Here is a 25,022-nt window from a genome sequence, read left to right on the forward strand (position 1 = left end):
AGGCTCGCTTTCTCCTTGCATCCGGGACACAGGTTCGCCAAACATCCGGCCCATGTTGCTAATTTCTGATCTTACTTACCGGATCGGGGACCGTCTCCTGATCGACAAGGCCAGCGTAACCCTGCCCGGCAAGGCCAAGACCGGCCTCGTCGGGCGCAATGGTGCGGGCAAGTCAACGCTCTTCAAGATCATTACCGGAGACCTTTCCACCGAGACAGGCCATGTGAAGGTTCCCAAGCGGGCCCGGATCGGCCAGGTGGCACAGGAAGCGCCCGGAACCGAAGATACTCTGATGGACGTCGTGCTCGCGGCCGACACAGAACGCACAAAATTGCTTGAAGATGCCGAGAGCGAAACGTCACCTGACAAGATCGCGGAAATTCACACCAGGCTCGCTGATATTGGTGCACACACCGCGGAAGCGCGCGCTGGCGCTATCCTGTCCGGTCTTGGCTTCAATGCGGAAGCGCAGCTGAGGCCGTGTTCATCCTTTTCCGGCGGTTGGCGCATGCGCGTTGCCCTTGCTGCCGTTCTATTTTCTGAACCGGATTTGTTGCTGCTCGATGAACCGACCAACTACCTGGATCTGGAAGGCACCTTGTGGCTCGAAAACTATGTCTCCAGGTATCCGCATCAGGTTCTCCTGATCTCCCATGACCGGGACCTTCTCAACAATTCAGTCGACAGTATCGTGCATTTGGATCGCGGCAAGCTGACCTTTTATTCAGGTGGCTACGACAGTTTTGACCGCCAGCGACGCGAAGCCATGATTCTTGCCGAAAAGGCAAAGGAAAAACAGGATGCGCAACGAAAGCACATGCAGGCGTTTGTGGATCGGTTCCGCTACAAGGCAAGCAAGGCACGGCAGGCTCAATCGCGGCTGAAAATGCTTGAAAAGATGCAACCGATCGCCGCCCTGACGGAAGAAAGCAGCAGACCGATCCAATTTCCTGACCCGGAAAACCAATTGGCCCCTCCAATCCTTAAACTTGAGGATGTTGCGACGGGCTATGGTGAAACCAAAATCCTCCGGCAACTGACGTTGAATATCGACACGGACGACAGGATTGCGCTTCTTGGAGCCAACGGCAACGGCAAGTCTACTTTTGCGAAACTGATTTCAGGACGCTTGGCTGCGATGGCCGGTGACGTGACCAAGGCTTCAAAACTGAAGATTGCCTTTTTTGCTCAGCACCAGCTGGATGAATTGAAACCAGCGGAGAACGCCGTCGCACACGTGCGCACGCTCATGCCGGACGCTCCTGAAGCTAAAGTACGGGCACGAGTGGCCAGGTTCGGGTTGCCGACCGATCGAATGGACACGCCTGCAAAAGACCTTTCAGGCGGTGAAAAGGCTCGCCTGCTGCTCGGGTTGGCAACGTTCGACGGTCCTCACCTGCTTATCCTCGACGAACCGACCAACCACCTGGACATCGACAGCCGTGAAGCCCTGGTGATGGCATTGAATGACTTCGAAGGTGCGGTGGTGCTGATCAGTCACGACCGGCACCTGATAGAAGCTTGCGCCGACCGGCTTTGGCTTGTCGCAGGTGGCAAGGTCGAACCCTATGACGGCGATATGGATGATTACCGCCGCCTCATTCTACAGGGCCCGGAAGCAGCGCAAAAAGCCAGGGACAGGGCAATTGCCTCAGAAGCCGAAAAAGCGTCCGCACAGGACAAACGCCGAGAGGCTGCTCAAAAACGCAGCCAGCTGAAACCGCTGAAGCAGAAAATCGATGCTGCTGAAAAGGAGATGGCACGGCTGCAGGACAAGATTGGCAAGCTGGACGAGGCCCTTGCCGATCCCGCATTTTTTACCAAAGAGCCTGAGCGTGCTGCCAAATTCGCCAAGGAGCGAGCCTACTGCGAAAAGAAGCTGGTCAAGACCGAAGAAGACTGGTTGGAACTTTCCGCAGAATACGAGGAAGCAAGCTGATGGCCGGCATCACCACGCTCGGCTTTGATGCCGACGACACGCTTTGGCACAACGAACGTGTGTTTCGTTTGACGCAAGACCGTTTCGCTGCGCTGCTTGCCGAGTTCACGGAAAAGACCCACCTCTCCGACCGATTGCTGGCTGCCGAACGACGCAATGTGTTGCATTACGGCTACGGCGTGAAAGGCTTCACGTTGTCCATGATTGAAACAGCGATCGAAGTCACCGACGGACGGGTCCATGCCGACGTGATTTCTGAAATCCTTGAAGCCGGCAGGGATATGTTGAAACACCCTGTGGATCCCTTGCCTCATGTCGAAGAAACTTTGAAGGCTCTGAAAGGTCAATATCGGCTGGTGCTGATCACCAAGGGCGACCTGTTCGATCAGGAGCGCAAAGTCACAGCGTCGGGCCTGGATGTCTTTTTCGATGCCGTCGAAATTGTATCGGAGAAGTCGGCGGCGACCTACCGAACGCTCTTTGCCCGACACGGGTCTGGTTCTGAAAATGCCATGATGATCGGCAACTCTTTAAAGTCGGACGTTGTTCCTGCATTGGAAGCAGGCTCCTACGGGGTCCATGTGCCTTACCAGATCACCTGGGCTCTGGAGGAAGCGGAAGCACCTCTTGGAAACGATCGCTACCATCGGCTCGATCACATCGGCAAGGTACCTTTGCTCCTGGCCAGAATTGCATAAACTGCAAGTTACCGCGCCAGATGCGGAAACACTTCCCTAAGCCTTGCGCTCCCAGCCCCCGGCTGGGGTTTGCTGCCAATAGGCAATTTCAAAACCCTCCGCCTTGGCTTCCTTCCACCGGTTTCGAGCTTCCTGAACTGCATCGCCGTCATTGCCGTCAAACATGTAGATTGCACGTTTATAAGCAGCCAGTGGAGGTGGTTCCGCTCTATCGACCAGGAAGCGAACATCTGCTTCATTTGGATTGTCCGGTCCTGAAGTCAGGAAGATCGGCTGATGTTCAGCATACCCATCAGCCTTCGTACCATGTGGCAGAAAGCTGTCGTCTGCGAACGTCCACAGATGAGCGTCAAGTGCATTGCAGCGCTCATCGCTTCCGGTTTGCACCACAACTTTCCAGTCTCTCTCCAGGCATTTTAAAAGCAACTGCGGCAAGGCCACTTCAAGCGGCTTGTGCAACAGGTGATAAAAGACAACTTCAACGCTCATAGGGCATTCCACTGCTACGCCACATTGATTGTGCGGCTCATATTCCAGCGACCCAGGGTATTGCCGTCGCAGGAGTGATGCAGCCTTGCAACAGCATCGCCTTCAAATTGCCAGAACAACAAAACCGACATAGACAGGCCACAAGACTCGTATCATTAACCCTTCGCAAATGTCGATTGACTAGGGTTCGTCCCCGGGGACGATCCAATGATCATTTTTGATTTGGCTGGTGAACGGTTTTCCCGAACCAGCTCACATAGGGGTTTGGTGAATGCTTGCACGAGTAGTTGTGTTTTTTGCGTTGGTAGCAGTAGTCGCAGGTGCCACAGTTGGAATGGGGCTTTTGGTTGAACCGGCTACGGCCTGCCAAGCTTACAAGACCTGCTAAAGCAAACGCCAGGAATTAAAAAAACCCGCCGATTGGCGGGTTTTTCTTTTTCTGGACAGTGCGCTCAGTTTTCGTAGTGATCGGCTACCAACTGGTTCAAAAGCCGGACACCGTAGCCTGAGGCCCAGCTCTGACAGATTTCGTCCTTGGGAGCCCCGAACGCCGTGCCGGCAATATCCAGGTGCGCCCATGGCACATCATTGGCAAAGCGCTGTAAAAACTGTGCGGCGGTAATGGAGCCAGCCCAGCGGCCGCCAATGTTTTTTACGTCGGCGTTAGGCGTATCGATCATCTTGTCATAGCCTTTGGAAAGCGGCAGCCGCCAGAGCGGCTCACCGCTGGCCTTGCCAGCCGCCAGAAGATTGTCTGCAAGTTCATCGCTGTTGGAAAAAAGTCCCGCATTCAGATTGCCAAGTGCGACCAGAACAGCGCCTGTCAATGTCGCGAGGTCGATCATGATCGAAGGCTTGTATTTTTCCTGTGTGTACCAGAGCGCATCGGCCAACACCAGACGTCCTTCGGCGTCCGTGTTCAAGACCTCGATCGTGGTACCGGACATGGCTGTAACAATGTCTCCCGGCCGCTGAGCGTTGCCATCTGGCATGTTTTCAACAAGACCGATAACACCGATCACATTGGCTTTGGCTTTCCGGCCCGCGACGGCATGCATAGCGCCAACGACAGCAGCAGCGCCACCCATGTCGCCCTTCATGTCTTCCATGCCGCCTGCCGGTTTGATCGAGATGCCGCCAGTGTCGAAAACAACACCCTTGCCGATCAAAGCAACCGGTGCAGTCCCCTTCTTGCCGCCGTTCCAGCGCATTACGGCCAGTTGCGGGGGCCGGACAGAGCCTTGAGCCACACCAAGAAGAGCGCCCATCTTCAGCTTTTTCATTTCTTTTTCGCCAAGGACTTCAACTTCAACTCCGAGCTTTTCAAGCTCCTGGGCCTTCTTGGCGAATTCAACCGGACCAAGCACATTGGCAGGTTCATTGACGAGATTGCGGGCGAGGATCACACCATCAGCGATTGCTTCGGCCGATCCCCAAGCTTTTTTGGCGGCCTTCTGATCAGCAACTGACAGCGCGAGTTTCAGGTCCTTTGCCTTTTCGCCGTCTTTTTTAGCGGTCTTATAGACATCGAACGCATAGTCACGCAGCTTTGCACCCATGGCAAATTCAGCTTCCAGGTCCGCCGTAAGGTCACTGCCCTCAGGTGCGTCCAAAAGCACAGTTGCAGCGCTCGCTTTTGCAGTTCGAAGGCTCGCCAGAACCGTACCTCCAAACGCACGCCAATCATCCCGGGTCAGGTCGTCAGGTTTGCCGATACCGAGGACGATCAGTCGATCAACGGCAAGGCCGGCAGGCGCGACAAGATCCAATGTGGTTTTTTTCTTGCCTTCAAAGCCGGCTATCTCCGCGACACGAGCAAAGCCTCCCTCAAGACCGGACAGGAGTTCACAGGCGATCTGTCCAAAGCTCAGATCTTCGCCGGCAAGGACAACGGCCACTCCACCCTTTGGGGCGGCTGCTTTTGTAAAGGTGATTTTTGCAAGTTTTCTCATGCGACGGTCCTGTAAATTATTTGTTTTGCTGCGGATTGATAAGGAGGCATATCTGGAGTTGCCATCGACTGAAGGCACCCTATCCCCTGGATTGCTAAATTCTCTCCAAATCATGGGGTTTCAACAGCTTTTCGGCAAGTGCTGCAAAAATTAATGTATATTTACCATTCTTCTTCATGGGCCGTTCACCACATTTCGTGTTATTCGGACGTGGGCTGAAAGATCGTCAATTTTACAAGGGACAAGCTCCGGCAGCTATGAAGACGCTTGAACGGTACATTATCCGCCGGACGGTCTATGCTTTCACCCTGACCATTGCGGCCATGACAGGTGTTGTCTGGGCAACGCAGGCACTGCGCCAGCTCGATCTCGTCACGTCCAAAGGCCAGACCATCGTGCAGTTTATCGGCATCACCATGCTGGCCCTGCCCTTCCTGATCGTGATCGTTGCTCCCTTTGCACTCATGATCGCGCTGATCCTTGTTCTCAACGCGCTTTCCGGCGACAGCGAACTGATCGTGATCGACGCAAGCGGCGGCTCGCGGTTTCTTGTGCTCAAGCCCGTCATGATTTTTTCCGTCGTTGTTTTGGCGCTGACGGGCACGATGGCGCTCTACGTCGCACCCTTGGGCCTGGCCCAACTCAGAACGGAAATTACCCGCGTTCGTGCCGACCTAGTTGCCAACATCGTCAAACCGGGCCGTTTCATCACCGTCGAAAACGGGCTCACATTTCACATACGAAACCGTTCGGGCAACGGCACCCTGGATGGCCTTCTGCTGCACGACACGCGCGATGAAGAAACTGCCTTCACCTACCAGGCTGAAACGGGTCAGATCGTTGAAGCGTCCGAGCGAACGCTTCTGGTGATGCAGAACGGCACTATTCAGCGGCGTCCGAAACAGGACGGTGACATATCTATCGTGCGCTTTCAGTCCTATGCGTTCGACCTTTCCAATCTTATTCCTGAAGCCGGTGAGCCGGTGTTCAAGGCAAGCGAGCGCACAACGGCCAACCTGATGGTGCCTGGCCGAAACGACGCTTATGCCCTCAAAAACCCCGACAAGCTGGCCCAGGAGCTGCACGAACGTTTCAGCCAGCCGCTCTATTGCATCGCATTCGGTCTCATTGTGTTTGCGTTCCTCGGCAAGGCACGCACAACCCGGCAAGGGCGCGGTGCGGCTGTGCTCGGTGCAATCTGCTCCTGTGTGCTGCTCAGAACGACAGGCTTCGGTGTCACGGCCATTGCCGGTGCTTCTTCCGCAGTTCTGGCGCTGCTCTATGTCGTGCCGATCACCGGGGCTGCTCTTGCCTTGATATCGATCTTCAGGGAACAGACTTCGGCAGAGCCGAAATGGCTCACCAATCTGCAGCTGAAGATCCAGGATCTGATCGATGGCCTTAGTGACCGCCTCAATGGCCGGCGGACGGGAGGCGCAGCATGATCCTGGGCCACACTCTTTCGCTCTATTTTTCAGGCAGATTCCTGAAGGCCATTCTCGGACTTTTCCTGTTTGCAGCAGTTCTGATCTTCCTGTTTGACGTTTTGGAACTGGTCCGGCGCGGCGGTGACCGGGAAGGTTTTTCCGTCCTGCGGGTTGCGCTGATTTCGCTTTTGCGAGTGCCGCTTCTGCTGGAACAAGTTATCCCCTTCACTGTGCTGTTCGGTGCGATTGCTGCCTTCGTGACTTTGAGCCGTGCACTTGAACTGGTTGTTGCCCGCGCTTCGGGTATCAGTGTCTGGCAGTTTTCCATGCCTGCAATCGTCGTTGGTATCGTGCTCGGCATTCTTTCCATCACGGTCTACAATCCGGCGGCCGTCTGGTTTCAGCAAAAGTCCGATGAAGTCGCCACGGGCCTCTTTGGGTCCGAACAAAACTTTCTATTGCAAACGTCTTCAGACGTCTGGGTCCGCCAGGACGGGCTTGACGGGGAATCAGTGCTTCTGGCCAAAAAGCTTCTTGAAGGCGGGACTTTGCTCGTAGGTGTCACGATTTTCACTTTTGACAAAGACGGCACATTCAGAGAACGGATTGAGGCCGATGAAGCCCGTCTTGGTGATGAAATTTGGTATTTGAGCGACGCGATCGTTTACACCACCGAGCAGGATCCGCAGACTTATGGACGTTACGAAGTCAGCACCTTCCTGACTGCCACCGAAGTTCGCGAAAGCATCGGCTCGCCCGAATCAATTTCGTTCTGGAATTTGCCGCGCTTCATCGAATTGGCAAGAAATGCAGGATTACCGGCCTATCGGTACAATTTGCAGTACCAGACTCTTCTTGCCCGCCCGCTTCTTCTTGTCGCTATGATTCTGATTGCAGCCGCAGTTTCCCTTAAAGTTTCGCGGTTTGGTGGATTGGGAAGTATGATTCTGGGTGGAATCCTGTCCGGGTTCGTGCTTTACGTTCTAACCGAGCTTGCGAAAGACTTTGGAGGTGCGGGAATCGTCCCGCCCCTTCTTGCTGCGTGGGCGCCTGGAATATTTGGAGTACTTATGGGGTTGACTATTCTCTTGCATCAGGAAGATGGCTAAAGCGATGTCTTTTGCAGCATTCCTGAACACAGAGATTTGGTCCAAGAAGGGCAACCTGCTGGCGGCGGTAAGCGCAGTCGCCATAACCGTTGCTGTCTCTTTTCCGATAACTGATACTGCCAAGGCGCAGGATCTCGTGTCCGGGCTTGCCGACGATGTGAATCCGGATGCAGATCTTCTGCTTGAATCCAGTGAGATCACCTACGACTTCGACCGTGACCTGATCGTCGCGACAGGAAACGTTCAGGTTTATTACGACGGCAACACCGTTCAGGCACAGCAGATTGTGTTCGACCGCAAAAGTCAGCAACTGCGCGCGGCAGGCAATGTTATTTTCATCGAAGCGAACGGTACAGTTGTTCGCACTGAAGAAATGGTGTTGTCGGAAGATTTCTCAGAGGGCTTTGCCAGAGCGCTGCAGATCGACACGACCAAGCGCACGCGTTTCATTGCCGAACAGGCGCGGCGCGAAGGCAGCAACGTCACAACGATCGATAACGGCCTCTATACGGTTTATACGAAACCAACCAACCCGCCGAACAAGCCACCTCTGTGGCGCGTGAGAGCTGAAAAGATCATCCACAACCAGCAGGAAAAGGTGATCCGGTTCGAGAACGCAGCCTTTGAAGTGTATGGCCAACCGATTGCATATCTGCCCTACCTGTCAATGCCGGATCCGACGGTCAAGAGAAAATCGGGCTTCCTGATGCCGGAAGGTGTCATCAACGACAAGCTCGGCTACGGCGTTACGATTCCCTATTACTGGGCCCTCGCCCCGAATTATGACGTCACCACCATTTTGACCCCTTTGACCAAACAGGGTGTCTTTGGTGACGTTGAAGCACGCTATCGGTTTTCATCGGGCCAAATCAGTGTGTCGGGTGCTGGACTTTATCAGGCGCAGCCGAACAACTTCACCACGTCTCGCGCAGACGAGCGCTGGCGTGGTGCGATCAACTCAAAGGGTTCTTTCAGTCTTGCGAAAGACTGGACCCTTGGTTGGAACCTGACCTACAAAAGCGATCGCCAGTTCTTCCAGGATTATTCCTTCACAAGCTTTAGCGGAAACGGCGACACGTCGGAGATCTATCTGGAAGGCAGAACAGACAGCAATGCGCTGACCGTCAGGGGCTATGCCTACCAAATCTCCCAGGAGGACTATACCGACAGTCAGTTCAATGCGAACGGCTTCTCTCCTGTCGGCAGTTCACTTCAGGACAAGCAACCGCTGGTTCTTCCGGTGATCGATTATGATTATGTATTCGCCGATCCAATCCTTGCCGGCGAACTGGCGCTTACGGCGAACTTCACGTCGCTAACACGCGATGAAACCGATGCGTTCTCGGTGGACGGTGGCACAACGCCCAAGTTCCGCGGCGTTGACGGAACCTTCTCGCGTCTGTCCTTAAAAGGAAACTGGCGCAAGACGTTTATCGACCCCCTCGGGCAGACCTTTACGCCATTTGCCTATATGCGCGGCGACCTGTTCTTCCTTGCTTCGCCTGATTCAGATGTGACGGCGTTGAGCGGCGAGAGTTTTGTCGGTCGTGCCATGCCTGCGGTCGGCATGGAATACCGATATCCATTTGTCGCAACCTTTAACGGCGGCAATCAGATACTTGAGCCGGTTGCCCAAATCGTCGCGCGCCCGAATGAACAGCGGATCGGAGAATTGCCGAACGATGATGCTCAAAGCATCGTCTTCGACACCACGACTCTGTTCGACTACGATAAATTCTCTGGCTTCGACCGTGCTGAAGGTGGTACGCGCGTGAATGTTGGCCTGAATTACAAACTGCAGCTTGATAGCGGCTACTACGTCAGCGGTCTCTTCGGCCGGTCCTATCACATTGCCGGCGAAAACTCTTACGCGACACCTGACATCCTTGGCGCTACGCAGGATTCCGGCCTTGAGACAGACCTGTCCGACTATGTCGGCAGTCTTTATATCGATACACGCTATGGCGTGAAGGTCGGTGCCCAGGCTCGGCTCGACAAGGAAGACCTGACCATCAACCGCATGCAGGCTCAGGCAAGCGCGATCTATGGTCCCGTCGTTTCGTCTCTGGCCTATGCGTTCCTGAATGCGCAACCCGACATCGGTATCGACGATCCTCGAGAAGAATTACTTGGTTCGGCCAGCTTGCGCCTTGAGGAAAACTGGCGCGTTTTCGGCTCCGTGCGCTATGATCTTCAGAACAGCAATATCGTTCAGGACGGATTCGGCATTGGCTATGACGATGAAGGGTTCTCCTTCTCGGTTTCCTACGCAGAAGACCGAAGCCGGAATGATGGCGATGAAGTGAACAGAACACTTTATTTCCGGATTGGGTTGAGAACCATCGGCAATACACAAGTATCAAGCGGTGCTCTTAACTGATACACGTTTCACGCTAGAAACGGTTGAGTTTTGACCATCACAAATGCGTTGGGTCATCTTACCGCCACGAATTTTGACCACATTTGCTGAAATTTTGAAATTAAAGTCATGATGTGCGAAACATCATGACACTAGAAAACAAAGCGATAGGCGGTTTGTTGAAATCGTCGAAATGCTTAAAACTTCGGTTTGGCCAAAGGCCAGCACGGATGGTTCATCAATGCGACTTCGTCTTGCCCCAATTTTCCTCAGTCTAGGTCTGATCCTGGCAACGCCGTTGGCGATGCCAGCACATGCAGCTATCAAGGTAATCGTCAACGACGTTCCGATTACCGACTACGACATTACGCAGCGTGCGCGCCTGATTACGCTCACACAGCGGAAATCGGCTTCTGTCGCTAAGCGTCAGGCCGCTGAAGAGCTCGTAGACGATCAAGTCAAGCTGGCTGAAGCAGATCGTGTCGGCATCGAAGTCTCGCAAAGCGAAGTCGACGGTGCATTCAACAACATCGCTCGCGGTGTCAAAATGACACCATCAAAGCTGTCTTCGGCCCTGCGTCAGGGTGGTGTTCAACCCGACACACTGAAAAAACGCCTGAAGGCACAGTTGGCCTGGAATCAGCTGTTGCGGCGTAAATTCAGTGGACGTGTTGAGGTCGATGAATCCGACATTATCGCAGCACTCCAGAAAACCGATGAGGAAGAGCGCAGGACGTCTGTCGAATATGATCTCAAGCGCGTCATCGTTGTCGTTCCGAAGAGCTCTTCCGGTGGATTTAAATCCAAACGCAAACGCGAAAGCTATCAGATCCGCGCCTCCTTCGACGGCTGCGACAATGCCGGCGCCCTGCTCGGGAAATACAGCGAAGTCGTTGTGCAACCCATTGGCCGCAGGTTGGAAACAGAATTGCCGGAAGGTCTCAAGGATGAAATCTCGGCTCTGAAACCGGGTAAATTGACGAAACCGTCGAACTCACCCGTTGGCTACGAAATGATTGCGGTCTGCGGAAAACGAGAAATAGCTTCCGACATTGCGGTCAGAACCAAACTCGAAAACGAAATCCGCAGCGAAGAAAGCCAACGTCAGTCCCGTCGGTATCTGCTTGAAGTCCGCCGCCGCGCGACAATCATTTATCGTTGATCTGACATGAAACCCACGCCTTTACCGCTTGCGGTCAGCATGGGTGAACCTGCTGGCATCGGCCCGGATTTGGTCCTGCTTGCCTGGAAAAACCGGAAGTCGCTCCAGCTGCCACCATTCTACATTCGTGGTGATCGCGCCCTTTTTGAGAGCCGCGCGGCGCGACTGGGTCTGAATGTGCGCATGGCCGATATCAGTCCTGAAGAGGCTGTACAGGTTTTCACCAAGTCTCTTCCAATCGTGCAGACTGGTCCCATAATTGAAGACAAGCCAGGTGAAGAGCAGGAAGCAACCGCACGCTCGGTTGTGATGTCAATCGAGAAGTGCGTGGAAGACATTGCCAACGGTCTGGCAGCAGCAATTGTTACCAACCCGATCAACAAGGCAGCGCTCTATAAAACCGGCTTCAGCTTTCCAGGACACACCGAATTTCTCGGGGACCTGGCGAAGAAACACTGGCCGGACCAACATGCAAATCCAGTGATGATGATTGCCGGACCGGAACTCATGGTGGTCCCAGTCACCATTCATATCCCGTTGAAAGACGTTCCGGACACGCTCAAAACCGACTTGATCATCGAAACTGCGCGCATTACCGCTGACGACCTCAAAACCAGATTTGGCTATTCAGATCCGCGCTTGGCGGTTTGCGGTCTTAATCCACATGCAGGCGAAAATGCGACAATGGGAACCGAGGACCGCGACGTCGTCGAACCGGCAATTAAAAAACTGATCGAGATGGGCATCACCGCCACTGGGCCCCATTCAGCGGACACCCTGTTTCACGCGGCAGCGCGCAAGACCTATGACTGTGTCCTGGGCATGTATCACGACCAGGTTCTGGTTCCCGCCAAAACAATTGGCTTTGATGACAGCGTCAATATAACGCTTGGACTGCCTTTTGTTCGTACCTCCCCGGACCACGGCACTGCCTACAGCCTGGCCGGCACAGGTTCGGTTCGGATCGACAGCTTTGCGGCCTCGCTGCGCATGGCATCGGTGCTTGCCAATCCAGAACGCCTCTAAATCGCTGACAGGATCTGATGGCTCAAATCGACGACCTGCCGCCGCTTCGCGAAGTGATCGCTAATCACGGTCTCAATGCCAAAAAGTCATTGGGTCAGAACTTTTTGCTCGACCTCAACCTGACATCGCGAATTGCACGCTCTGCAGGAAGCCTCGAGGACTGCACGGTCCTTGAAATTGGACCCGGCCCAGGCGGACTGACACGAGCTCTGCTTGCATCAGGCGCAAAAAAGGTTGTTGCAATCGAAAAAGACAGCCGTTGTCTACCGGCCCTCGCGCAGATAGCCGATCATTATCCCGGACGACTTGAAGTGATAGAAGGTGACGCACTTCAGATAGACCCGGTTTCAATAACTGGTGGCGACAAAGTCCGCATTGCGGCCAATCTTCCCTATAACGTTGGTACTCAGCTTCTGATCAACTGGATTACCACTGAGACCTGGCCCCCCTTCTGGTCTTCACTGACTTTGATGTTTCAAAAGGAAGTGGGAGAACGGATTGCCGCCGTACCCGGATCCAAGGCATATGGCCGCCTTGGTGTATTGGCTGGATGGCGCTGCAAGGGCGGTATCCTCTTTGACATCAGCCCCAAAGCTTTTACACCTCCGCCAAAGGTGACGTCGGCAGTTGTGCATCTCACACCAAACAATAAACCCCTGCCCTGCGATCTGAAATCTCTGGAGAGAGTGACGGCCGCTGCATTCGGACAGAGGCGGAAAATGCTGCGTGCTAGCCTTAAGTCCCTTGCACCAAACACTGAGAGCCTTATCGAAGACGCTGGTTTGAGGCCAACCGCCCGGGCCGAAGAAATCGACATTGAAGGTTTTGTTGTACTCAGCAATGTCTTTAGGGACGCCGCCACTTCCGCATGAGCCAGCCAGCCGACCTGGAAATTGGAGAGCGGTCAACTGGCTGCAATTGAGAGCCGCATTCAAGCCTCTTTCTGAACGTTTCAGGGTCGTTCAGGCCAATATCTTTTTGCAAATGGGCCGACAGACCGTTCCCAAATCTGTGCAGCGCATACGAGGCGCGAAGTTTCCTGGGTTGCCGGTGTCCAAGCGATGCGAGCCAAGTGTAAAGCATGAGTGGCCTCCATTGCGACAATGGCAAAGTGTCAGACAATGAAGCCAATGTAATTGAATGATATTGTATGCTATCATTCAAATATGAATGACTTCGATTTCGACTGGGATACCATTCGTGTATTTCTGGCAGTTGCTGAGAACGAGAGCCTCAGCCGTGCAGCGGAAACGCTTGCGTTATCGCAACCAACCGTTGGACGGCACATTGCACGACTGGAAGATCGGCTCGGAGTGCAACTGTTTGACAGACGGCAAACAGGTTATGTGCTGACAGAAGGCGGAATGCGGCTCGTCAAGGTTGCCAGGTCCATGGCGCGGGGCGCTGCTGACTTCCAAAGAGCTGTGGATTTTGAAAAGGCCGGAAGTGTTGAGCAAGTTTGCCGGATCACTTTGGGAGAATGGGGTCAACACTTTCTGTCACATCATGTTCCAGTGCTCGTCGACGGCCTTGGAAATGTCCGCATCGAACTTTATGCAGATGACACCTTTTGGGATCTCAGTCGAAACTCCGCAGACATCGCGGTCGGAAACCAGGCCCCTACCCAATCTCATCTGATTGCGCAAAAGCTGGGTGAGCGCGGCTTTTATGTCTACGCATCTTCCGACTATCTCAAAAAGCACGCAGATGCCTACGACCCTACATCCTGGTCAACTCAGATCTGGGCCGGATACTGCGGAGCAAGAGCCAAGCTGCGTTCTTCCCAATTGCTGGCTGGCATTTTGGATGGATCGCCCTGCAGATATGCCGTCAACAATTCTAGAGCCTTGTTGGATATTCTGCGAACAGGTGAAGCGATGGGGATCTTGCCGGACTGGATTGGCGAGCATGAAGACTTGCGACGCTTGAACCAAGAGCCACTCGCGCTTGGAAACTCCTGGATGAGCTTCCATGAAAGATTGCGACTACACCCCGATCTTGCCAAAGTCAAAGACCGGGTCGCAGCTCTGTATCGACAACGATATGCCGAAACCTCTCAAAGCCTTAAGGCATCCCGTGAACAAGAATGATAGAGAGACGCTTCAGGCTTTGTTTTCGCCGAGTTCCGTCTCCAGATCATCGACCATGCCTTGAATGAGCGGGCCGATTTTGGGCGACCGGAACTGCTTCAGTCGTTCTGCTTTCAAGATGGCGCGGACATTCTCATAGGCGCGCTCCAGATCGTCATTGACAACCACATAGTCGTATTTCGACCAGTGGCGCATTTCTCCGACCGCTGTTTTCATGCGTTTAGCGATAATCTCGTCAGAATCTTCTGCACGCCGCTTCAATCGCGACTTCATCTCGGCAATCGACGGCGGCAGAATGAAAACTGAAACGACATCGTTGCGCATTTTGTCGAACAGCTGAAATGTTCCCTGAATATCGATATCGAAGAGAATATCACGCCCGTTCTCAATCGCGTTTTCAACCGGTCCTCTTGGCGTGGCGTAGTGGTTCCCGTGTACCTCGGCCCACTCCAGCAGCTCATCGGCATCACGCATTTGCTCAAAACGCTTGCCGTCCAGAAAGTGGTAGTGAACACCGTCAACTTCGCTTGAACGCCGCGCACGCGTCGTTACGGAGATCGACAGGGCAAGATTATCCTCTTTCTCCAAAAGCAGGCGGGCAATCGTCGATTTGCCAGCGCCGGAAGGAGACGACAAAACAAGCATCAGGCCCCGGCGCTGTTGCTCCGCCTGTTCAGCACTGACGGTGGTCCCGCTGGTCGTACCAACAGCTGCGTCGGTCATTTGGCTCACTCCAGGTTTTGTATCTGCTCGCGCATCTGATCGATGACCGCTTTCAAGTCCAGTCCGATTGCGGTCAGATCAACGTCGTTCGACTTGGAACACAGAGTGTTCGCTTCGCGATTAAATTCTTGCGCCAGGAAATCCAGGCGTCTGCCGATGGCGCCCCCGCTATCCATGAGTTCTCTGACGGCAGTCACATGAGCATGCAACCTGTCGAGTTCTTCGCGTATGTCCGCTTTGGTGGCAAGAAAGACTGCTTCTTGATGAAGTCGCTGCGGATCCAGTTGACCGTCGGCCGCCTCCAGCAAATCGGTCAGCTGCTTTTTCAGCCTCGCCTTGATTGCCTCAGGCTTGCGTGCCGGCAAAACTTCGGCTGCCTGCGTCAGGTCTGCGATCCTGTCGATCTGGTCACGAACAACAGACCCGATTGCCTTTCCTTCCGTGTGGCGCATGTCCACAAGGTCGATCAAGGCAGCGTCCAGTGAAGTCAAAAGCGCGTTGTGCAAGGCCAACTGCGCAACTTCGTCGTCCTCCGGCTCCTTGAGTTCGAACACACCTTTCTGAGACAGAATTCCATCGACCGACGGAGGTGCCAGTTCAGGAACGCGATTTTTTAACAACTCGATGGTTACCAGAACCGCTTCCAACGCGGATTCGTTCACCTGCAACTGTTGCTCGGACTGGTCCCGGTTCATGGACAGACCAATAGAGACGTTGCCTCGTCTCAGCACCTTCGCGCAACGTTCTCTGATCTTTGGTTCGAGAGTTTCCAGACCGGTTGGGATTCTGATCCGAAGATCCAGAGACTTGCCGTTGACGGATCTGAGTTCCCAGGTCCAACGAACCGGACCGGATTCTCCAATCGACCTGGCAAACCCTGTCATGCTGGCTAGCGCCATTACCCCCTCCGGATCTGTTGTGATCGGGCCCGCACTCCCGGTTAATTCGATGTTTCCGGCTGAGTCGTCTGTTCTTGTTCTGCCTGCCGGCGTTCACGCTCGATCTCTCGCCATTTGCGAACATTCGCCTGATGCTGCTCATACGTCTCGGCAAAAACATGTCCGCCTGTACCATCGGCCACAAAGAAGAGATCCTGCGTTCGCGATGGATTTGCCACCGCTTCCATGGCAGCGCGACCGGGATTGCCGATCGGACCAGGCGGCAGACCGTCGATCTGATAGGTGTTGTAGTCGTTCTCGGCACGCAATTCTGATTGCTTGATTGCCGAACGATCCTTCAACCATGCCTCACCGCCATAAAGGCCATAAAGTATCGTCGGGTCGGACTGCAAACGCATGTTTTTGTTCAGGCGGTTTACAAAGACACCTGCCACGCGCGGACGCTCATCCGCCAAGGCTGTTTCCTTCTCAACGATAGAAGCAAGGATCACCAGTTCTTCAGGTGTTTCGACGGGAAGGCCTTCGGTTCTGCGTTCCCAAACCTCGGCAAGCAGTTTTTCCTGTGCCGCCTTCATCTGATTCAATACGTCCTGACGGGCAGCTCCACGAGCAAATGTGTAGGTATTGGGAAGCAATTCGCCTTCGATGGGCACTTCCGTGATTTCGCCGGTGAGGATCGGATGTTCACGCACTCGCTCAAGGATCTGCGCCGTTGTCCAGCCTTCCGGAATGGTCACCGAGTGAACAACCGCGTTGCCTTCGACAAGATCTGTCATCACCTTCTGCATCGACACGCCTGGTGCAAATGCATATTCGCCGGCCTTCAACTTGGTCGCGTTCTTGTAAAACCGAATTCCGAGATTGAAGATCCATTCATCGATGAGGCTGTCCCCGATGACACCCTGGCCGGAAAGTCGGTTGGTGATGCCCGTGAGGCCAGCACCGGAGGATATGACGACGGTGGCTTCCTGTTGAAGTGGGCCATCCTCTTCAAACTTTTCTTTTCCGAAGTACAGGGCACCACCAACCGCTGCGAGACCGAAGACCGCCAGCGTGATCACGAGATTGATCAAGATTACCAGAGGGTTGCGGACATGCCTTGAGCGCTGCGGCGGCTCTGGCGCAGGTTCAGGCTGCAGGGCTTCACGCGGGCTTTTCGGCTTAATGCGCATGTTTAGCGGCACCTCCAGGATTGAGCCTCACATCCGGGATAATGAGCCCAATCGGATCAGTTGTCACAGTCAATTTCCCGAGCCGGACTTTTAACGAATCGTGCCCGGCTGGAGAGAAATTGAATGAGTTATGCGGCAACTTTGCGGAAGACGAGGGAAGCATTTGTGCCACCAAAGCCGAATGAATTCGACAAGGCAACATTGATGTCCAACTTCTTCGGCTTGTGCGCAACCAGATCGATTTCCGTTTCAACGGACGGATTGTCAAGGTTGATCGTTGGCGGAGCCATTCCGTCACGAATGGCCAGCACAGAGAATATGGATTCCACAGCGCCAGCGGCCCCCAGCAAATGGCCTATTGAAGACTTGGTCGACGACATGGTCAGACCCGAAGCATGTTCGCCTGCAAGGCGTGTGACGGCGCCGAGCTCAATTTCATCGCCGAGCGGCGTTGAAGTCCCATGAGCATTCACATAGTCTACATCCGCAGGAGTTACCTCGGCACGCTTCAGCGCAGCTTCCATGCAGCGGTAGGCACCATCACCATCCGAAGAAGGCGCCGTTATGTGGTAGGCGTCTCCGGAGAGGCCATATCCAATGACCTCGGCATAGATGTTTGCGCCGCGTTTGACCGCATGTTCGTATTCTTCCAGAACGACAACACCGGCTCCTTCACCCATGACGAACCCGTCACGGGCTACATCATATGGCCGCGAGCCTTTTTCCGGAGTGTCGTTAAATGCGGTGGACAACGCACGGCAAGCTGCAAAACCGGCGAGAGCCAATCGGCAAACCGGAGACTCAGTGCCACCGGCAACCATCACATCGGCATCACCGAAGGCAATCAAGCGTGAAGCATCGCCAATAGCATGAGCACCCGTCGAACAAGCAGTCACAACTGCATGGTTCGGGCCTTTCAGGCTGTGGCGAATTGAAACGTAACCGCCGGCCAGGTTGATCAGTCGACCGGGAATAAAGAACGGGCTAACCCTGCGCGGGCCTTTTTCGGCCAGCAGATGGGCACCTTGTTCAATTCCCTGAAGCCCCCCGATACCGGACCCGATCAACACGCCTGATCTGGCTTGTTGCTCATACGTTTCGGCCTTGAAACCGGAGTCCGCCATGGCTTGATCGGCAGCGGCCATTGCGTAGACAATGAAGTCGTCGACTTTGCGCTGTTCCTTGACGTCCATCCAGTCATCCGGATTGAACGCGCCTTCTTCAGCAGAATCACGCGGGATCTGACAGGCAATCTGGCAGGCCAGATCGTCAACCTTGAAATTGTCGACCTTGTTGGCCCCGCTTTTACCTTCGAGGATCTTTTTCCAAGTGACATCGACACCGCTGCCAAGCGGCGTGACCATGCCCAACCCAGTTACGACTACTCGCCTCATACACCCGCACTTACTGTTGAAGGGCCTGGCGGAGCATATCCCCGCCGGCCCGATCTTCATACACTCACAAAAAGAAGGGCAATGCCCTTACTTGTTGGCTTCCAGGAATTTGACAGCGTCGCCCACAGTGAGAATGGTTTCTGCCGCTGTGTCCGGGATTTCTACGCCGAATTCTTCTTCGAAGGCCATGACCAGCTCAACGGTGTCAAGGCTGTCCGCACCCAGGTCGTCGATGAAGCTTGCGCCTTCGACAACTTTTTCTGCGTCAACACCGAGGTGTTCCACGACGATCTTCTTTACCCGATCCGCGATATCGCTCATCTTTCACTTCCTTAGTTTTCTTCTAATCATATCTCGCGACCTGCCCCTGACCGGTTTTCCAAAAAGCGGAGGCGCGACATCGCGGTCTTCAAGATGCCAATACGCATCCAAACCGGAAAACCGGACTTGAATGCGCATTTCGTAACAATCGGCGGGTTGGTAACACACTTTGTTGACCTTTACCAGCCGGTCCAGAACGCTTGTCAACGGCCCGGATTCGTTTTGCCTTCCCGGCAAATTTTCCTTTTAAATCATTGCCATGCCACCATTTACGTGCAGGGTCTGTCCTGTCACATAGGCGGCTTCGTCACTGGCAAGATAAAGGGCGGCTGAAGCGATTTCAGCCGAAGTGCCCAAACGCCCGGCAGGGACGCTGGTCAAAATCGATTCTTTTTGCTTATCATTCAGCGCGTCGGTCATAGCCGTTTCGATGAAACCAGGGGCGATCGTATTGACGGTGATGTTCCGGCTGGCAACTTCTCTGGCAAGAGATTTGTACATGCCAATCATGCCGGCCTTTGCCGCAGCGTAGTTCACCTGGCCCGGATTTCCGGTCACTCCGACAACCGACGTGATACCAACAATGCGCCCAGAACGGCGTTTCATCATGCCCTTGATCGCTGCACGACAGAGACGGAAACCGGACGTCAAATTGACTTCCAGAACCTGGTCCCACTCGTCATCCTTCATACGCATGAAGATATTGTCCCGGGTAATACCTGCGTTGTTGACCAGAATGTCGACCGAACCCATCTTTTCTTCCGCCTGGGGAAGAAGAGCATCTACGGCCTCGCGGTCAGACAGGTTGGCTGGAGTTACGAACGCACGTTCGCCGAGGTCGGCGGCAAGTGCCTCCAGTTTTTCGGCCCTTGTTCCAGACAGAGAAACCGTCGCACCTTGAGCATGCAGCGCACGGGCGATTGCCTCACCGATGCCGCCGGTCGCACCCGTGACAAGTGCGTTTTTCCCTTCCAAACTGAACATTAGGGGTCCTTCCCTCGTCGGTCCTTACCCCGTTCGGGGCATTTGATGGTGAAACCTACAGAAAAAGCGGCCTATCCGGAAAGCTTTTCCAGAAGCGCATCGATGTCTTCAGGTGTGTTGACGGCAATACCGGTTGCTTCCTTTGCGATCCGACGGACCATTCCCGTCAGAACCTTGCCGGTCCCGGCTTCCACAAAGGTCTCAACTCCGTTTTCAGCTAGCCAGGTGATGCTCTCACGCCAGCGGACGGTTCCGGTTACCTGCTCAACGAGGCGATCGCGAATATCAGCCGGATCTGAAACAGGTGCAGCAAGAACATTGGCCACCAGCGGTACTGTTGGCGCCTTGATGTCGGCACTCGCAAGCGCTGCTGCCATAGCATCTGCTGCCGGCGCCATCAGGGAACAATGAAACGGTGCACTGACCGGCAACATCACCGCACGACGCGCGCCCTTGGCCTTGGCAATCTCCACTGCGCGCTCAACAGCTGCGAGATGACCGGAGACGACCACTTGTCCAGGTGCGTTGTCATTCGCTGCCTGGCAAACTTCGCCCTGGGCGGCATCTTCAGCAACTTCCACAGCGGTTTCGAAATCAAGACCGAGAAGAGCCGCCATAGCCCCCTGTCCCACAGGAACGGCGTTTTGCATGGCATCGCCTCTTACCCGCAAAAGCCTTGCCGCGGTAGCAACATCGAAGCTGCCGGCTGCCGCAAGCGCCGAATACTCTCCCAGTGAGTGACCAGCGACAAAAGCAGCGGTCGATTTGAGATCAAGACCTTTTGCTTCCAGAACGCGCATTGTTGCCAGACTGACCGCCATCAACGCAGGCTGGGCGTTCGCGGTGAGTGTCAGGGCATCCTCAGGCCCATTCCACATAATGTCGGACAGTTTCTGGCCCAAGGCCTCATCGACTTCGTCAAAGACTGCTCTTGCTTCCGGAAAGGCATCCGCAAGTGCCTTGCCCATGCCTACACTCTGGCTGCCCTGACCGGGAAATGTGAATGCAATCGTCATCTGAAATCGCCTCCGAGACACGTGCGCGGGACCGGAATGCTTTCGCGTTCTGCGCCCGGCTTTAATAAGAAAGCGGCATACCAACCCGGGGATGGGCTGAAGTCGAACTTGGCGCGAGGCTATGATACGCTCTTGACCTAACTGTCAAGGCCCTGCGCCAGGATTTCTCAATTTCAGTCGGTTTTGCGCGACTTGTTAGCCCTATACACATGCGCCGTCCTACCAAGCATGCCGAACAAGCTAGAAGCCAGCGCTATCGTTGCCAAGGACTGTTGCGCGCTGTGGAGGATCAACTGTCCGCAGATTTCGCTCACCAAGTCTTGCATTTTCTCCCGAAAGGAGTATAGAGCGCGCTTCATCCGAGGTTTGGCCGGGGGCTGAACGGAAGGGCGCTAGCCAGGGTTTTCTCAAATAACCCGACTTCCCGTGTTCCCGCTCTCGTTAGATTTCTCGTGCCTTTCCGGGGTTGCGAGGAGGCTCTGCGCCAGATCTCGTGTTGTCAACTTGAGGAAAGGCTTGTTTCCATGCCTCTTTATGAGCACGTGTTCCTGGCACGCCAGGACGTTTCGGCCCAACAGGTCGAACAACTTGTCGAACAGTACAAGGGCCTGATCGAAGGCGCCGGCGGTAAAGTCGGAAAAATCGAAAACTGGGGTCTTCGGACTCTCGCTTACCGCATCAAGAAGAACCGCAAGGCTCACTACACTCTGATGAACATCGAGGCACCGCACGCCGCTGTTGCCGAGATGGAACGCCAGATGGGTCTGAGCGAAGACGTCCTGCGTCACATGACATTCCGTGTCGACGAACTGGATGAAGAGCTTTCCGCAATGATGCAGAAGCGCGACCGTGACGATCGCCGTGGTGGCGGACGTGGCGACCGCGGTGACCGAGGTGAGCGTTCTGGTGGTGGCCGTCCGCCGCGCCGGACCGAAGAGGAGTAAGAGACAATGGTTGATATTGCACAGCTTCCGAGCCGCCGTCCCTTCTTCCGTCGTCGGAAGACTTGCCCGTTCTCCGGTTCAAACGCACCGAAGATCGACTACAAGGACATCCGTCTGCTGCAGCGCTATATTTCCGAGCGCGGCAAGATCGTCCCGAGCCGTATCACCGCAGTTTCGGCGAAGAAGCAGCGTGAACTGGCCCGCGCAATCAAACGCGCCCGCCTTCTCGGCCTGCTGCCTTTCGTGATCAGCTAAGCGTTTCTGGCTTTCAGAAACACCCCTCTCCCGGGTTCTTCCCGGGAGACCCGTATTGGGACTGCGGGCAAACGGTCTCTAACCATTGGGCTTACCAATGGGACAGTAGGAGATAAACATGCAAGTTATCCTTCTTGAGCGTATCGCCAGGCTCGGCCAGATGGGCGACAAGGTTCGTGTACGCGACGGCTACGCCCGCAACTACCTTCTGCCGCAAGGCAAGGCACTGCGCGCCAACAAAGCCAATCTTGAGCGTTTCGAACGTGAACGCGCCCAGCTCGAAGCACGTAACCTTGAGCGCAAGTCCGAGGCAGAAGCAGTTGCTTCCAAACTCGACGGCGAATCCCTTGTCATGATCCGCTCTGCGGGTGAGACCGGACAGCTTTACGGTTCCGTGTCTACGCGCGACATTGCTGAAGGCCTCACCGAAAGCGGCTTCAGCGTTGCTCGCAGCCAGGTTGAATTGCGCACACCGATCAAAACCATCGGCCTGCACTCGGTGCTGATTCAGCTTCATCCGGAAGTCGAGGTCAGCATCTCTGTAAATGTTGCCCGTTCTGAAGACGAAGCTGTCCGCCAGGCTGCTGGTGAAGACCTCACCACTCCTGAACAGGATGTCTTCGAATTTGAAGAAGACGAAGAAGCAGAAGAAGAAAGCGCTGAAGAAGGCGCTGAAGCAACCGAAGAAGCTGCTGCTGAAGAAGAAGCCTAAGGGCCTGAATTCAACTTCACCGGCTAAAGATCAACGGCGCTGTTTTCAGCGCCGTTTTTCTTTTGCCAGTTATTTATTTCCGATCATCTACGAGGCACTTCATTCGGTGAATTCAGAGTCTCATTCAAGGCCTTGAAACTCATGACAAATTTATTAAGCTTCCATTTACCTCTACAAAAAATTGTTTGATTTCAAACACTAAGAGCTACAGCCTTGAGTCTTCAATCGACTTTAGAGTCAAGCGAGATTCGATTCTTTCCCCGTTGATCTGTGGATCTCAGCAAGAATCAAAAACTGCTCTTGTTGGTGCTTGAGCGGCCCTTCAACAGAGAGTATTCCGAATGAACTTGGGTCATCGGGGGACGAAATGAAGGGCACGTTGCAGAAGGTCGAAACAGAAGAAGACATCCAACGCCTGGCGCCGCATAACGCGGAAGCCGAACGGCAGCTGCTGGGTGCAATTCTCGTGAACAACGAAACCTTCTACAGGGTTTCCGACTTTCTGGAACCGCACCACTTCTTTGTCCCGTCACATCAGGATATCTACGAAAAGATCGGCCACCTTATCAGAGCCGGCAAAACCGCCTCTCCGATAACGCTCAAGACCTTCTATCCTGCAGACGCCAAAATCGCGGATCTGTCTGCCACGCAGTTTTTGCTGAGGCTTGCCGGAGACGCAGCCTCTATCATCAATGCCGAAGACTATGGTCGCACGATTTATGACCTTGCCATTCGCCGGAACCTGATCCGAATCGGCGAAGACATGGTCAACATCGCTTTTGACGCTCCGATCGACGTACCGCCTGGGCAGCAAATCGACGACGCCGAGCGCCGATTGTTCGAACTGGCGGAAACCGGACGCTCAGAAGGTGGCTTCGTCGCCTTTGGCGATGCGTTGTCTGAAACCATTGAAATGGCGCATGCGGCCTATAATCGTGAGGGTGCACTCTCGGGCATTTCCACCGGCATGCGTGAACTCGACCGACTGATGGGCGGTTTGCAGCATTCGGATCTCATTGTTCTTGCCGGCCGGCCAGCCATGGGCAAAACATCGCTTGCCACCAACATCGCGTACAACATTGCTCAGTCCTATAAGTCGGAAGAGCAGCAGGATGGTTCGATCAAAACCGTGAATGGCGGTGTGGTCGGCTTCTTCTCGCTTGAAATGTCGGCCGAACAGCTCGCAACGCGTATTATTTCCGAGCAAGCTGAAATATCGTCTTCCAAAATCCGACGAGGGGATATCACGGAAGCGGAGTTTGAAAAGCTCGCCGCTTGTGCTCAGACAATGCAAGCTGTGCCACTTCACGTCGACCAGACCGGCGGCATTTCCATCGCGTCACTCGTTGCCAAGGCGCGGCGCCTGAAACGCCAGCGCGGACTGGATCTTCTGGTAGTCGACTATATCCAGCTTCTTTCGGGATCCGCCAAGAACTCCGGTAACCGCGTTCAGGAGATCACCGAGATCACCACGGGATTGAAGGCGCTGGCAAAGGAACTCAATGTACCGATCATCGCGCTGTCACAGCTGTCCCGTCAGGTTGAATCGCGAGACGATAAACGTCCGATGATGTCGGATCTGCGTGAATCGGGATCCATCGAGCAGGACGCCGATGTGGTGCTGTTCGTGTATCGTGAAGAATACTACCTTTCGAAGACCGAACCAGAGGTCGGATCACCGGAATATGCCGCCTGGGAAGCCAAGCACGATGCGGCCAAAGGCAAGGCTGAAGTGATCATCGCCAAGCAGCGTCACGGACCGACAGGCACAGCCAACCTGCACTTCCAGGGCGAATTCACCCGTTTCTCCGATCTTGCAGAGGACGATCACTTGCCGCAAAGGTACGAATAGCCGCGACGCAAATGCCAAAGTCGACGGGTAGTTGGCACCTGAAAACCATCACCTTTGCAACAAGAAACGGTGCAATTAGGCCTCCCCTGGAAATATCCGCAACTAGAAAGAGCGAGTAGCGAACTTAAAGCGCTGTTAAACAACTTTAGATATGGTTTGACCCTGACTATTTCTAACAATGCATTTCAGGCAAAACCACTTGTATTCTTCGAAACAAAAACTCCTGGAAGAAGCGAGGATTTTCCCGCGAAAAAGGTGCAAGTGGCCCGGGTTGCTCAAGCAGGAAGGAGCGCATCGTCCTTGCGTTGTGGAAGATATCAGCGTTGGTGGGTGCCGCCTTGCCACGAATACCAAGGGGCTGGAGCCAGGGCAGCGGGTCACAATTGAGGTTGAAAGCCGCAGACTGCGTTTCTACGCTGAAATTCGCTGGATTCGAAGCGGCGAGACCGGGGTCGAATTCCTCTATATGGATTGATCTCAATTTCGTCATCCGCCGATC

General features: G+C 54.4%; 23 protein-coding genes. 14 read left to right on the top strand and 9 right to left on the bottom strand.

Annotation, left to right across the window (positions count from 1 at the left end; all coding sequences use genetic code 11):
• The first annotated feature begins 52 nt into the window (after window positions 1–52).
• The gene (locus tag K1718_RS17850; protein WP_265681341.1) at window positions 53–1,939 is read left to right on the top strand and encodes an ABC-F family ATP-binding cassette domain-containing protein; all 1,887 of its coding nucleotides are present in this window, start codon (window positions 53–55) and stop codon (window positions 1,937–1,939) included.
• Window positions 1,939–2,637: an HAD family hydrolase gene (locus K1718_RS17855; RefSeq protein ID WP_265681340.1), complete on the top strand. Its 699-nt coding sequence runs from the start codon at window positions 1,939–1,941 to the stop codon at window positions 2,635–2,637. Before K1718_RS17850 ends, K1718_RS17855 begins: the two co-directional genes overlap by 1 nt.
• Window positions 2,638–2,673: 36 nt before the next feature.
• Here the strand turns inward: K1718_RS17855 and K1718_RS17860 are convergent, their stop codons facing one another.
• Window positions 2,674–3,126, bottom strand: coding sequence for a DNA polymerase III subunit chi (locus K1718_RS17860; RefSeq protein WP_152502242.1), 453 nt, complete (start codon window positions 3,124–3,126; stop codon window positions 2,674–2,676).
• Window positions 3,127–3,578: 452 nt separating this feature from the next.
• A complete protein-coding gene (locus K1718_RS17865; protein WP_265681339.1) occupies window positions 3,579–5,078 on the bottom strand; it encodes a leucyl aminopeptidase in 1,500 nt (499 codons plus the stop codon).
• A gap of 257 nt (window positions 5,079–5,335) precedes the next feature.
• On the opposite strand from K1718_RS17865, the gene lptF reads away from it, so the two are divergent.
• The 7 genes from lptF to K1718_RS17900 all read left to right on the top strand — a co-directional run bounded on the left by lptF (window position 5,336) and on the right by K1718_RS17900 (window position 14,251).
• Window positions 5,336–6,523: an LPS export ABC transporter permease LptF gene (gene lptF / locus K1718_RS17870; protein ID WP_265681338.1), complete on the top strand. Its 1,188-nt coding sequence runs from the start codon at window positions 5,336–5,338 to the stop codon at window positions 6,521–6,523.
• Window positions 6,520–7,614: an LPS export ABC transporter permease LptG gene (lptG, locus tag K1718_RS17875; RefSeq protein ID WP_152502245.1), complete on the top strand. Its 1,095-nt coding sequence runs from the start codon at window positions 6,520–6,522 to the stop codon at window positions 7,612–7,614. Before lptF ends, lptG begins: the two co-directional genes overlap by 4 nt.
• A 4-nt stretch (window positions 7,615–7,618) precedes the next feature.
• The gene (locus tag K1718_RS17880) at window positions 7,619–9,994 is read left to right on the top strand and encodes an LPS-assembly protein LptD (protein WP_265681337.1); all 2,376 of its coding nucleotides are present in this window, start codon (window positions 7,619–7,621) and stop codon (window positions 9,992–9,994) included.
• Between the two features lie 220 nt (window positions 9,995–10,214).
• On the top strand, window positions 10,215–11,135 hold the full coding sequence (locus K1718_RS17885; RefSeq protein WP_265681336.1) for a SurA N-terminal domain-containing protein: 921 nt from the start codon (window positions 10,215–10,217) through the stop codon (window positions 11,133–11,135).
• Between the two features lie 6 nt (window positions 11,136–11,141).
• Window positions 11,142–12,161, top strand: coding sequence for a 4-hydroxythreonine-4-phosphate dehydrogenase PdxA (gene pdxA / locus K1718_RS17890; RefSeq protein WP_265681335.1), 1,020 nt, complete (start codon window positions 11,142–11,144; stop codon window positions 12,159–12,161).
• Between the two features lie 17 nt (window positions 12,162–12,178).
• Window positions 12,179–13,033 (top strand): 16S rRNA (adenine(1518)-N(6)/adenine(1519)-N(6))-dimethyltransferase RsmA, encoded by an 855-nt coding sequence (gene rsmA / locus K1718_RS17895; RefSeq protein WP_265681334.1) that lies wholly within the window; start codon window positions 12,179–12,181, stop codon window positions 13,031–13,033.
• A gap of 294 nt (window positions 13,034–13,327) precedes the next feature.
• Complete coding sequence (locus K1718_RS17900) at window positions 13,328–14,251, top strand: LysR family transcriptional regulator (protein ID WP_265681333.1); 924 nt, start codon at window positions 13,328–13,330, stop codon at window positions 14,249–14,251.
• A gap of 12 nt (window positions 14,252–14,263) precedes the next feature.
• Here K1718_RS17900 and gmk read toward each other — a convergent pair whose 3' ends face one another.
• The 7 genes from gmk to fabD all read right to left on the bottom strand — a co-directional run bounded on the left by gmk (window position 14,264) and on the right by fabD (window position 20,760).
• Window positions 14,264–14,974 (bottom strand): guanylate kinase, encoded by a 711-nt coding sequence (gene gmk, locus K1718_RS17905; protein WP_265681332.1) that lies wholly within the window; start codon window positions 14,972–14,974, stop codon window positions 14,264–14,266.
• Window positions 14,975–14,979: 5 nt separating this feature from the next.
• Window positions 14,980–15,873, bottom strand: a complete 894-nt coding sequence (locus K1718_RS17910) for a YicC/YloC family endoribonuclease (RefSeq protein WP_265681331.1) — start codon at window positions 15,871–15,873, stop codon at window positions 14,980–14,982.
• A gap of 41 nt (window positions 15,874–15,914) precedes the next feature.
• Window positions 15,915–17,045, bottom strand: coding sequence for an endolytic transglycosylase MltG (mltG, locus tag K1718_RS17915; RefSeq protein ID WP_152502253.1), 1,131 nt, complete (start codon window positions 17,043–17,045; stop codon window positions 15,915–15,917).
• A gap of 128 nt (window positions 17,046–17,173) precedes the next feature.
• Entirely contained in the window at window positions 17,174–18,439 is a 1,266-nt protein-coding gene (fabF, locus tag K1718_RS17920) for a beta-ketoacyl-ACP synthase II (protein ID WP_265681330.1), read from the bottom strand.
• Between the two features lie 87 nt (window positions 18,440–18,526).
• Complete coding sequence (locus K1718_RS17925; RefSeq protein ID WP_008194310.1) at window positions 18,527–18,760, bottom strand: acyl carrier protein; 234 nt, start codon at window positions 18,758–18,760, stop codon at window positions 18,527–18,529.
• A gap of 246 nt (window positions 18,761–19,006) precedes the next feature.
• A complete protein-coding gene (fabG, locus tag K1718_RS17930) occupies window positions 19,007–19,744 on the bottom strand; it encodes a 3-oxoacyl-[acyl-carrier-protein] reductase (protein WP_152502255.1) in 738 nt (245 codons plus the stop codon).
• A 71-nt stretch (window positions 19,745–19,815) separates the two neighbouring features.
• Window positions 19,816–20,760: an ACP S-malonyltransferase gene (fabD, locus tag K1718_RS17935; protein WP_152502256.1), complete on the bottom strand. Its 945-nt coding sequence runs from the start codon at window positions 20,758–20,760 to the stop codon at window positions 19,816–19,818.
• A 524-nt stretch (window positions 20,761–21,284) separates the two neighbouring features.
• Between fabD and rpsF the strand changes: the two genes are divergently transcribed.
• From rpsF to K1718_RS17960, 5 genes are all read left to right on the top strand, one after another.
• Window positions 21,285–21,704 carry a 30S ribosomal protein S6 gene (gene rpsF, locus K1718_RS17940; protein ID WP_152502257.1) on the top strand — a complete coding sequence of 140 codons (420 nt, stop codon included), beginning with the start codon at window positions 21,285–21,287 and terminating at the stop codon, window positions 21,702–21,704.
• A gap of 6 nt (window positions 21,705–21,710) precedes the next feature.
• Window positions 21,711–21,959: a 30S ribosomal protein S18 gene (rpsR, locus tag K1718_RS17945; protein ID WP_029066450.1), complete on the top strand. Its 249-nt coding sequence runs from the start codon at window positions 21,711–21,713 to the stop codon at window positions 21,957–21,959.
• Window positions 21,960–22,077: 118 nt separating this feature from the next.
• Window positions 22,078–22,671: a 50S ribosomal protein L9 gene (gene rplI / locus K1718_RS17950; RefSeq protein WP_265681329.1), complete on the top strand. Its 594-nt coding sequence runs from the start codon at window positions 22,078–22,080 to the stop codon at window positions 22,669–22,671.
• Window positions 22,672–23,038: 367 nt separating this feature from the next.
• A complete protein-coding gene (locus K1718_RS17955) occupies window positions 23,039–24,523 on the top strand; it encodes a replicative DNA helicase (protein ID WP_152502259.1) in 1,485 nt (494 codons plus the stop codon).
• Window positions 24,524–24,794: 271 nt separating this feature from the next.
• The gene (locus tag K1718_RS17960; protein ID WP_209006618.1) at window positions 24,795–24,998 is read left to right on the top strand and encodes a PilZ domain-containing protein; all 204 of its coding nucleotides are present in this window, start codon (window positions 24,795–24,797) and stop codon (window positions 24,996–24,998) included.
• The last annotated feature ends 24 nt before the right edge of the window (window positions 24,999–25,022 follow it).

It is taken from the genome of Roseibium porphyridii (assembly GCF_026191725.2).
GTDB lineage: Bacteria > Pseudomonadota > Alphaproteobacteria > Rhizobiales > Stappiaceae > Roseibium > Roseibium porphyridii.